The organism is Dietzia sp. E1 (assembly GCF_014145015.1).
Lineage (GTDB): Bacteria > Actinomycetota > Actinomycetes > Mycobacteriales > Mycobacteriaceae > Dietzia > Dietzia cinnamea_A.
Window position 1 is genome coordinate 1 of sequence record NZ_JAALDU010000028.1, and the last position, 7,067, is coordinate 7,067.

Below are 7,067 nucleotides of genomic sequence, written 5' to 3' on the forward strand. Positions count from 1 at the left end.
GCCCGTCGGTCGCTCCCGCGGCGCGCGTGGCGGCGTCGGCCGCCGTCCGCGTGACGGAGCGGCACACGGCGACGATCCCGGTTGGCGTGACGGTGTCGGACAGACCGCGGATGGCGCGGTCGGTCACCACGGACACCGCGACTCCGGCGGCGCGTCCGGCGTCGACGAGGTCGGCGAACCGGTCGAGCGCCGCCTCGGTGCAGAAGAGTTCGATGGCGGCGCCGGTGGCGAGCGCGGCCTCGACGGAGTTGGCCCCCTCGGCGAGGAAGCGTCCGGCCTTGCGCCGGGGCGCCGAGCGGTGGAGCTTGGATGCGGAAACGACCCGCGGGGTCCGTTCGGTGAACGGATCCGCGGGTCGTCCCGTGCCCTCTGGGGGCGGAGTGTTCGTCAAGTCGCGGGTGTCAGGCAGCCGGCGCGTTGACGTCGGCCGGCAGGGCCTTGCGCGCGACCTCGACAAGCGCCGTGAAGGCGGCCGGGTCGGTGACGGCGAGGTCGGCGAGCACCTTGCGGTCCACCTCGACGCCGGCGAGCTTGAGGCCCTGGACGAAGCGGTTGTACGTCATGTCGTTGGCGCGGGCCGCGGCGTTGATCCGCGAGATCCACAGCTTCCGGAAGTCGCCCTTGCGCGCGCGACGGTCACGGTAGCTGTAGGTCATCGAGTGGAGCATCTGCTCCTTGGCCTTGCGGTACAGCCGCGAACGCTGCCCACGGTAGCCCTTGGTGGACTCGAGTACGGTCCGACGCTTCTTCTGGGCGTTGACTGCCCTCTTCACGCGTGCCACTGGTCAATCCTCACTGGTCTGGGGCGGTCGCCGACGGGCGACCGGGAGTTACTGAAGGTCGGAGGGGCTCAGAGCCCGAGGAGCCGCTTGATGCGGGGCACGTCGGCCGGGGCGACGTCCGTGCGGCCGTCGAGGCGACGGGTGCGCTTGGTGGGCTTCTTCTCCATGATGTGGCGGCGGTTGGCCTGCTGGCGCACCAGCTTGCCGGTTCCGGTCTTCCGGAAGCGCTTGGCGGTGCCCTTGTGGGTCTTCATCTTCGGCATGATCGGTCTTCCTCACATGGTTCGGCCCGGAATGCCCGGTGGGGCCTCGGGTGTGCGGACGGCGTGCGTCCGTGGTCTTGTCGGCGCGGAGGGCCTACTCGGACGCGGGGTCGGTGACCTTCGAGTCCTGCGCCTTGGCGCGGGTCTTGGCGCCGCGGTGGGGGGCCACGACCATGGTCATGTTGCGGCCGTCCTGCTTGGCGCTGGTCTCCACGTATCCGTACTCGGTGATGTCGTCGGCCAGGCGCTGCAGCAGCCGGAACCCGAGCTCGGGCCGGGACTGCTCACGGCCACGGAACATGATGGTGACCTTGACCTTCGAGCCCTTCTCGAGGAAACGGACGACGTTCCCCTTCTTGGTCTCGTAGTCATGCGTGTCGATCTTCGGCCGGAGCTTCTGCTCCTTGACGACGGTCTGCTGCTGGTTCTTCCGCGACTCGCGCTCTTTCTGCGCCGCCTCGTACTTGAACTTGCCGTAGTCCATGATCTTGCACACCGGCGGGCGTGCGTTGGGCGCGACCTCTACGAGGTCCAGATCGGCCTCCAGGGCCAGACGAAGTGCATCCTCGACGCGAACGATCCCCACCTGCTCGCCCCCGGGGCCGACGAGTCGGACTTCGGGGACACGGATTCGTTCGTTGATACGTGCTTCGGCGCTGATGGGCCCTCCTCGGTAGTTACGGTGCTGGCGTCCGCGACCACTCGCGTGGCCGCACAACCGCCCTCGAGGCGCCCCACGCCTCGCCGGCCGTGGCCGGCGAAGCCGAGAAGGCCCCACGGCATGTCTACCGGGGGCCTCTCACTCCTCACCCGTCGACGAGTACACGTCCGCGATGACTCGCGGACCCCTCGTCGGGGTGGTGACCATCAAACTGCCTCGCGGCGTCGGATGGTGGGAGATCGGGCTCCTCTTGGACGACGGAACCCGCCTCGTAGCGGATTCCCACAGTCGCTGATGGACTCTACCAGTTCCGGCCGGTGCCCCCAAACCGGTGTCGGTGCACACGGCCCCGGGCGGTCCGTGGGACAGTAAACGGCATGACCACCGACCAGCCTTCATCCGCCGACCAGGCCACCGAGAACCTGCTCGGGGATCACCTCGATGCTCGCGAGGTCGAGATCGTCGATCTGGCGGACGTCTCCGCGCAGGAGATCATCTTCCGTTCCATCGTCGTCCTCATGAGTGCCGCGGCCGAGAAGCTGGGGCTGTCCGACGAGGACCCGACCTCGAGCCCGCGCCTGGACCTCGACGAGGCCCGCAAGCTCATCACCGCTCTCGCGGGCCTGGTGACCGGCTCGGCCGAACACCTCGGGCCGCAGGCTCGCGTCGTGCGTGACGGGCTGCAGGGCCTGCAGCGCGCGTTCCGCGAGGCCAGCGCGTACCCCGACGAGCCCGGCGAGGGGCCCGGCGAGAAGTTCACCGGCCCGGTCTACTGACCTCTCCCCCACGGCGGTCGGCGCCCGCGCGGTGCCGACCGCTCCCGTGGGTCACGCACCGTGCGCCCGGCGGCGGGTGATCAGCGCAGGGCGCGCGCCTTGCGAGCCGCCTTGGCGGCGGTCTTCTCGGCCGCGCTCGGGGCGGCCTTCTTCGTGCCCGCGCTCTTCGCTCCGGTCTTCTTAGCCCCGGACTTCGTCGCACCGGCCTTCGTCGACCCGCCCTTGCGCGCCCCGTTCTTCGCCGCCGCGGTCGAGGCGGAGGGTTTCTCTCCCGCGCCCGTTCCGTCGGCGCCCTGCCCCGTCGAGGTGTCCGCCGCGGGCAGGACTTCCGCGAGGAACCGTCCCGTGTGGCTCTCCGGGACGGTGGCGACCTGCTCGGGCGTCCCCTCGGCGACCACGGTCCCGCCGCCGGCACCGCCCTCCGGTCCCATGTCGATGACCCAGTCGGCGCTCTTGATGACGTCGAGATTGTGCTCGATGACGATGACGGTGTTGCCCTTGTCCACCAGGCCCTGGATCACCAGCAGGAGTTTGGTGATGTCCTCGAAGTGCAGACCGGTGGTGGGCTCGTCGAGGATGTACACCGTCCGTCCGCTGGAACGCTTCTGCAGCTCCGCCGCGAGCTTCACGCGCTGGGCCTCGCCGCCCGAGAGGGTGGGCGCGGGCTGGCCGAGCCTGACGTACCCGAGCCCGACCTCGGTGAGCGTCTTGAGGTAGCGGTGGATCGAGGTGATGGGCTCGAAGAACTCGCAGGCCTCCTCGATGGGCATGTCGAGCACCTCGGCGATGGTCTTGCCCTTGTAGTGCACCTCGAGCGTCTCGCGGTTGTACCGCGCGCCGTGGCACACCTCGCACGGCACGTAGACGTCCGGCAGGAAGTTCATCTCGATCTTGAGCGTGCCGTCACCCTGACAGGCCTCGCAGCGCCCGCCCTTGACGTTGAACGAGAACCGGCCCTGCTTGTAGCCGCGCACCTTGGCCTCGGTGGTCGCCGCGAACAGGGTGCGGATCTTGTCGAAGACGCCGGTGTAGGTCGCCGGGTTGGAGCGGGGGGTCCGGCCGATCGGCGACTGGTCCACCTGGACGAGCTTGTCGAAGTCCTCGACCCCGTCGATCCGGGAGTGCCGGCCAGGGACCTGACGCGCCCGGTTGAGCTGGTTGGCCAGCGTCGTGGCGAGGATGTCGTTGACGAGGGTGGACTTACCGGACCCGGACACCCCGGTGACAGCGCACAGCACGCCGGCGGGGAAGACGACGTCGACGTTCTTGAGATTGTTCTCCCGGGCGCCCCGGACGTGGAGCCGCTTGTCGGGGCTCGGCTCACGCCGCTTCTCGGGCACGGCGATCTTCCGTCGGCCGGCCAAGTAGTCGCCGGTGAGCGACTCCGTGTTGGCCAGCAACCCCTTGTAGTCGCCCGAGTGGACGACCCGTCCACCGTGCTCGCCGGCCAGCGGGCCGATGTCGACGATCCAGTCCGCGGACCGGATGGTGTCCTCGTCGTGCTCCACCACGAGCAGGGTGTTGCCCAGATCGCGGAGTCGGACGAGGGTGTCGATGAGGCGGCGGTTGTCGCGCTGGTGCAGACCGATCGACGGTTCGTCGAGCACGTACAGCACTCCCGCCAGGCCCGACCCGATCTGGGTGGCCAGGCGGATGCGCTGGGCCTCGCCACCGGACAGACTGCCGGCGACGCGGTCCAGGGAGAGGTAGTCGAGGCCCACGTCGAGGAGGAATCCCATCCGGGCCTGGATCTCCTTGAGGACCCTGCCGGCGATCATCGCCTGCCGGGAGTCCAGTTCCAGCCCGTCGAGGAAGGCCGCGCAGTCCTCGACCGACATACGGCTGATGTCCGCGATCGAGCGCTCCTCGCCGCCGGGGCCCGCGAGGGTGACGGCGAGGATCTCGGGCTTGAGGCGCGTGCCGTCGCAGCCCGGGCAGGGCACCTCGCGCATGTAGCCCTGGTAACGCTCTTTCTGCGATTCGGACTCGGTCTGCTCGAGGCGGCGCTTGAGGAACGACATGACGCCCTCGAACTTGGCGTCGTAGGTGCGGGTCCGTCCGAACCTGTTGCGGTACTGGACCCGGACCTTGGTCGGGGCCCCTCCCAACACGGCCTTGCGCACCTTCGCGGGCAGGTCTTGCCACGGCGTCCGCAGGTCGAAGCCCATGTCGCTGGCCAGGCCGGTGAGGAGCTGCTGGAAGTAATCCGCGCTCTGGCCGCCCGACCAGGGCGCGATCGCACCGTCGGCCAGGGACCGCTCGGGATCGGGGACCACGAGGTCGGGGTCCACCTCGAGATGCGCCCCGAGGCCGTCACACACCGGGCAGGCGCCGTACGGGTTGTTGAACGAGAACGCGCGCGGCTCCATGTCGTCCAACGCGATGGGGTGCCCGTTCGGACACGCCATGTGCTCCGAGAACCGGCGGTGGCGGGCGGGATCCGACTCGTCGCGGTCCACGTACTCGATGACGATCACGCCGTCGGCCAGGCCGAGGGCGGTCTCGACCGAGTCGGTCAGCCGCTGGCGCGAGGACGGCTTGGTCGCCAACCGGTCGACCACCACCTCGATGTCGTGCTTCTCCTGCTTCTTCAGCGTCGGGGGTTCGGACAGCGAGTGCAGGACACCGTCCACCCGCACGCGGCTGTAGCCGTCCGCGGCGAGCTGCGCGAAGAGGTCGACGAACTCCCCCTTCCGCGTCCGCACGACGGGCGCGAGCACCTGGAACCGCGCCCCTTCCTCGCCCTCGAGGATCTGGTCGACGATCTGCTGCGGGGTCTGGCGCGAGATCACCTCGCCACACGTCGGGCAGTGCGGTACCCCGGCGCGCGCGTAGAGCAGACGGAGATAGTCGTGGACCTCGGTGATGGTGCCGACGGTCGAGCGGGGATTGCGGTTGGTCGACTTCTGGTCGATCGACACCGCCGGCGAGAGCCCCTCGATGAAGTCGACGTCCGGCTTGTCCATCTGGCCGAGGAACATCCTGGCGTAGGAGGACAGCGACTCGACGTACCGACGCTGGCCCTCCGCGAAGATCGTGTCGAACGCCAGCGACGACTTGCCGGAGCCGGACAGCCCCGTGAAGACGATCAGCGAGTCGCGGGGCACGTCGATGTCCACGCCCTTGAGGTTGTGCTCCCGTGCGCCGCGGACGACCAGACGGTCCACCATGGGTTCTCCTTCCGAGTGGGGAGCGCCGCCACCGATGCGTGACGGAAGCCGTACGCCGGGGCATGGCCGCCGTTCCCGCAGACGAAGGTACCAACGTGGTACGACACGCTTACGGCCACCGGCCGCGTCCGACGCCGGTAGCCTGCAGTTATGTCGAATCCCACCGAGTCCCTACCCGACAGCATCACCCTCACCGAGGGTTACTCCGGCCGCCTCTCCGGGCGCCTGACCGGCGAGCGCTGGACCGTGGGTCCCGCGCGGCTGAGCAAGATCTCCGTCGGCGAGATGGACAACAACGTCTACGTCATCGAGTCGACCGACACCGGCGCGGTCCTGCTCGTCGACGCCGCCAACGACGCGCCGCAGCTCGTCGAGCACCTGCGCGACCGCGCCCCCGGCGTCAAGGAGGTGCTGACCACCCACCTGCACGCCGACCACTGGATCGGCCTCGCCGAGACGGTCGAGGCGCTCGGCCTGACCACCATCGCCTCCCCCGGTGACGCCGCGGGCATCGACGTCCCCACGGATCGGCACGTCTCCCACGGGGACGAACTCGAGGTGGGCGACCTCCGGCTGGAGGTGATCGGCCTGCGCGGACACACGCCCGACGGCATCGCGCTGCTCCTGCGGACCGACGCGGGGACCCATCTGTTCTCGGGCGATTCGTTGTTCCCCGGCGGGCCGGGCAAGACCGGATCCCCCGAGGACTTCGCCACCCTGATGGACGACCTGGAGACCCGGGTCTTCGACGTCCTCGACGACGACGTGGTGGTCCACCCCGGACACGGGGACGACACGACGATCGGCGCCGAGCGTCCGCACCTGGCCGAGTGGCGCGACCGCGGCTGGTGACGGTCGGCCGACCCGCCCGTCGAGCGGCGACCCGCGATCGCGACCGGAAGCGCGCGACGCGAGTTCGCACTAGGTTCGGTGACGCACTCCCACCTATCCAGGAGGAACGATGATTCGACGACTCGCACGACCCATGCTCGCCACGGTGTTCGTCATCGACGGCGTTGAGACGCTCCGCAACCCCCAGGCCCACGTCGCCGATGCCGCGCCGCTCGTCGACAAGGCGGCACCGCTGGTGGAGAAGGGTGAGCAGGCCGTCCACGAGAAGGTGACCACGTCGGTGCCGCCGGTGCCCAAGGACACCGAGACGCTCGTCAAGGCGCTCGCCGGCGTGAAGATCGGCGCGGGCGCGCTGTTCGCGCTGGGCAAGGCCCCCCGCCTGTCGGCGCTGGCGCTCACCGCCGCCCACGCCCCCTCGGCGATCAGCCGGCACGCGTTCTGGATGGAGTCCGACCCGGCCGCGCGCAGCCGCAAGACCACGGGGCTGGCCACGGACGTCGCGCTCCTCGGTGCGCTCCTGCTCGCCTCCGTCGACACCGCCGGTCAGCCCGGCCTGGCGTGGC

The 7,067-nt window shown here is 69.8% G+C and carries 7 protein-coding genes and 1 pseudogene; 3 read left to right on the forward strand and 5 right to left on the reverse strand.

The window, feature by feature from the left end; genetic code table 11:
- From G6030_RS01435 to infC, 4 genes are all read right to left on the reverse strand, one after another.
- Positions 1-391, reverse strand: a 391-nt coding sequence (locus G6030_RS01435) for an RNA methyltransferase substrate-binding domain-containing protein (RefSeq protein ID WP_277817414.1), incomplete at its 3' end; no start/stop codon positions are given.
- 10 nt (positions 392-401) lie between these two features.
- The gene (rplT, locus tag G6030_RS01440; protein WP_007630820.1) at positions 402-782 is read right to left on the reverse strand and encodes a 50S ribosomal protein L20; all 381 of its coding nucleotides are present in this window, start codon (positions 780-782) and stop codon (positions 402-404) included.
- Positions 783-850: 68 nt separating this feature from the next.
- Positions 851-1,045 carry a 50S ribosomal protein L35 gene (gene rpmI / locus G6030_RS01445; protein ID WP_007630819.1) on the reverse strand — a complete coding sequence of 65 codons (195 nt, stop codon included), beginning with the start codon at positions 1,043-1,045 and terminating at the stop codon, positions 851-853.
- A 94-nt stretch (positions 1,046-1,139) separates the two neighbouring features.
- Entirely contained in the window at positions 1,140-1,763 is a 624-nt protein-coding gene (gene infC, locus G6030_RS01450) for a translation initiation factor IF-3 (RefSeq protein ID WP_182641959.1), read from the reverse strand.
- Between the two features lie 320 nt (positions 1,764-2,083).
- On the opposite strand from infC, the gene G6030_RS01455 reads away from it, so the two are divergent.
- Positions 2,084-2,482 (forward strand): DUF1844 domain-containing protein, encoded by a 399-nt coding sequence (locus tag G6030_RS01455; RefSeq protein WP_007630815.1) that lies wholly within the window; start codon positions 2,084-2,086, stop codon positions 2,480-2,482.
- Between the two features lie 80 nt (positions 2,483-2,562).
- Here G6030_RS01455 and uvrA read toward each other — a convergent pair whose 3' ends face one another.
- Positions 2,563-5,652, reverse strand: coding sequence for an excinuclease ABC subunit UvrA (gene uvrA / locus G6030_RS01460; RefSeq protein WP_182641960.1), 3,090 nt, complete (start codon positions 5,650-5,652; stop codon positions 2,563-2,565).
- Between the two features lie 150 nt (positions 5,653-5,802).
- On the opposite strand from uvrA, the gene G6030_RS01465 reads away from it, so the two are divergent.
- Together G6030_RS01465 and G6030_RS01470 are read left to right on the forward strand one after the other, a co-directional pair.
- A complete protein-coding gene (locus tag G6030_RS01465; RefSeq protein ID WP_182641961.1) occupies positions 5,803-6,504 on the forward strand; it encodes an MBL fold metallo-hydrolase in 702 nt (233 codons plus the stop codon).
- A gap of 109 nt (positions 6,505-6,613) precedes the next feature.
- Positions 6,614-7,067, forward strand: a pseudogene (locus G6030_RS01470) (DoxX family membrane protein); the annotation flags it as partial.